This is a genomic window from Paenibacillus sp. 01L418 (assembly GCF_056400045.1).
The window spans coordinates 1-2,144 of sequence record NZ_JBFTSN010000670.1; the positions used below are offsets into that span (position 1 = coordinate 1).

2 protein-coding genes and 1 rRNA gene are annotated in these 2,144 nt (G+C 41.2%); 2 read left to right on the forward strand and 1 reads right to left on the reverse strand.

All coding sequences use genetic code 11. From position 1 onward, the window contains the following. Window positions 1-124: 124 nt before the first annotated feature. Window positions 125-484, reverse strand: a complete 360-nt coding sequence (locus tag AC1DSE_RS34405; RefSeq protein ID WP_076271895.1) for a YgzB family protein — start codon at window positions 482-484, stop codon at window positions 125-127. Between the two features lie 153 nt (window positions 485-637). Between AC1DSE_RS34405 and AC1DSE_RS34410 the strand changes: the two genes are divergently transcribed. Together AC1DSE_RS34410 and AC1DSE_RS34415 are read left to right on the forward strand one after the other, a co-directional pair. Continuing rightward, window positions 638-1,522, forward strand: coding sequence for a nucleotidyltransferase-like protein (locus AC1DSE_RS34410; RefSeq protein ID WP_441876898.1), 885 nt, complete (start codon window positions 638-640; stop codon window positions 1,520-1,522). A gap of 380 nt (window positions 1,523-1,902) precedes the next feature. Further along, window positions 1,903-2,144: ribosomal RNA gene (locus AC1DSE_RS34415) — 16S ribosomal RNA — on the forward strand; the annotation flags it as partial.

Genomic DNA, 2,144 nt, shown 5'->3' on the forward strand with positions numbered 1-2,144 from the left:
GAGGGAGGAGGCGTTTCTTATTTTTATAATGCTGCGATCAAAAGTTGGTTTTATTAGCTTTTTACCTTCTTAGTAGAATAAAGGTTGTTTCCTAAGAAAGAATCAACCGTATATTCACTATAGGTTAAACTTGCTGTTCAGAAGGAGTAGTTGTTGCTTGTGCAGGATCAAGCGTAAGTATCGTTTTGCAATACATACAACGATCTGTTTTTCCAAGCATCTTGGTTGGACGCGAGCATTCTGGACACTGAAGCATTGTGGCGCTTGTTGACATCATGCCAGCCCAGAAATAAACGGCTACGCTGATTAACAAGGAGATCATGCCGATTACCATGAAGATAGCAGCAATAATTTTGCCTGCTTGTCCCCAAAAAACAATGCCGGCTGTTCCGAGTATCATGACTCCCATGCCAACAAGGGTGAAAACGAGTCCCCATAGACGGAATTCATTGATTTTGGCTGACTTGAAAAAGAACTTATTCATGTATTCATACCCTTCCTATGACCAATGACTTATGATTTTGAAACAGTTTCTGAGTTAGTAAGCAGGAATGTGCCTCCAACCTGTCKAAAAAGAATAAAACTGTAGAATATTATTATAGCGTAATAAAATGTGATTAGCTATATGGAGGAACCAGTGGAACATATAAAAGCGTACTTCTCGGACAGCTATCGAGATGAACCTCATTTAATCGGTTTGGCTGTTATTGAAAACCCATATCCTTATAATCCTTTAGCTGATGGATTAGATTCATTAGTACTTGTTGTAATGAATGAAGAGATTGAGCGGAATGATACGGAGCATGTCCAAATCGAGGATCAACGGGTATTGATTCGAACGATTGATTCGAATGGATTGAGTGAATGGTTGTCTGGTGGCGAAAACCGCAATATTATCGAATGGCTAGTTCGGGGGGAGATCTTGGTGGATCGCGACGGCTATCTGAGCAGTGTTCGTGAACGTCTGCTTCAGTTTCCTGCTTCAATGCGGGAGCAAAAGCAGTTTGCTGAATTTACGGGTTTCTTAAGAACGTATTTACAAGCAAAGCAGGATCTATTGGATGGTAATTTGTTGGATGCATACAGTCATGTGCTGACAGCCTTGCATCATTGGGCTCATATCGTTCTTATAGAAGAAGGAAGGCATCCTGAGCTAACCGTGTGGAAACAGCTGAAGCGAGTTCACCCAGGAATATATAAGCTCTACGAGGAGCTAACGGTAAGCCCAGAAACATTGGAGCAACGAGTACAATTAGTTATGCTTGGCTGCGAGTTTTCCGTTATGAGCAAAATGAAAACAAGCTGCGCGTTATTATTTAATATACTTGGCAGTCGCGAAGAGCCTTGGAGTATTGCGGAGCTGCAATCACACTCCACATTAAATATTTTGCATGGTGATTTATCACTTGTTCTTCAGAAGCTTGTAAAGCGGGAGTACATTCGTGAGGTTGCTGTTATGAATGAAGCAGGAGATATAGGTGCGCTTGAACTTCGATATATGAACAACGTGAAAACAAGCTAATGATTCAACCGTTTATAATAGTAGAAGCGCATGTCATGCCCTATGTTTATAGAGGCAGGCATGCGCTTCTTTTGTTTAAAATAAAAAGTAGAAAACATGCTTGACTTATATTAGTATCAGATGATATATTAGTACTCGCCGCTTTTACAGGATACATAATCGCGAAAACGACATTTTAAAAAAAATGTCGAAAAACGAAAAAAAGTACTTGCAAAGAGATAGGCAAACGTGATATATTATAAAAGTCGCCGATACGAAATACGCGGTTGACACGAAAGAAAAGATTGCTCTTTGAAAACTGAACAACGAGTAATAACTGCCTTGCAAATCCTTCGGGATGAGCAAATATAGCGATAAAAGTTATGAGCAAGTCAAACACCAATTTGGAGAGTTTGRTCCTGGCTCAGGACGAACGCTGGCGGCGTGCCTAATACATGCAAGTCGAGCGGAGTTGATGAGGTGCTTGCACCTCTGATGCTTAGCGGCGGACGGGTGAGTAACACGTGGGTAACCTGCCTGTAAGACTGGGATAACATTCGGAAACGAATGCTAATACCGGATACGCGATATGGTCGCATGACTGAATCGGGAAAGATGGAGCAATCTATCACTTATAGATGGA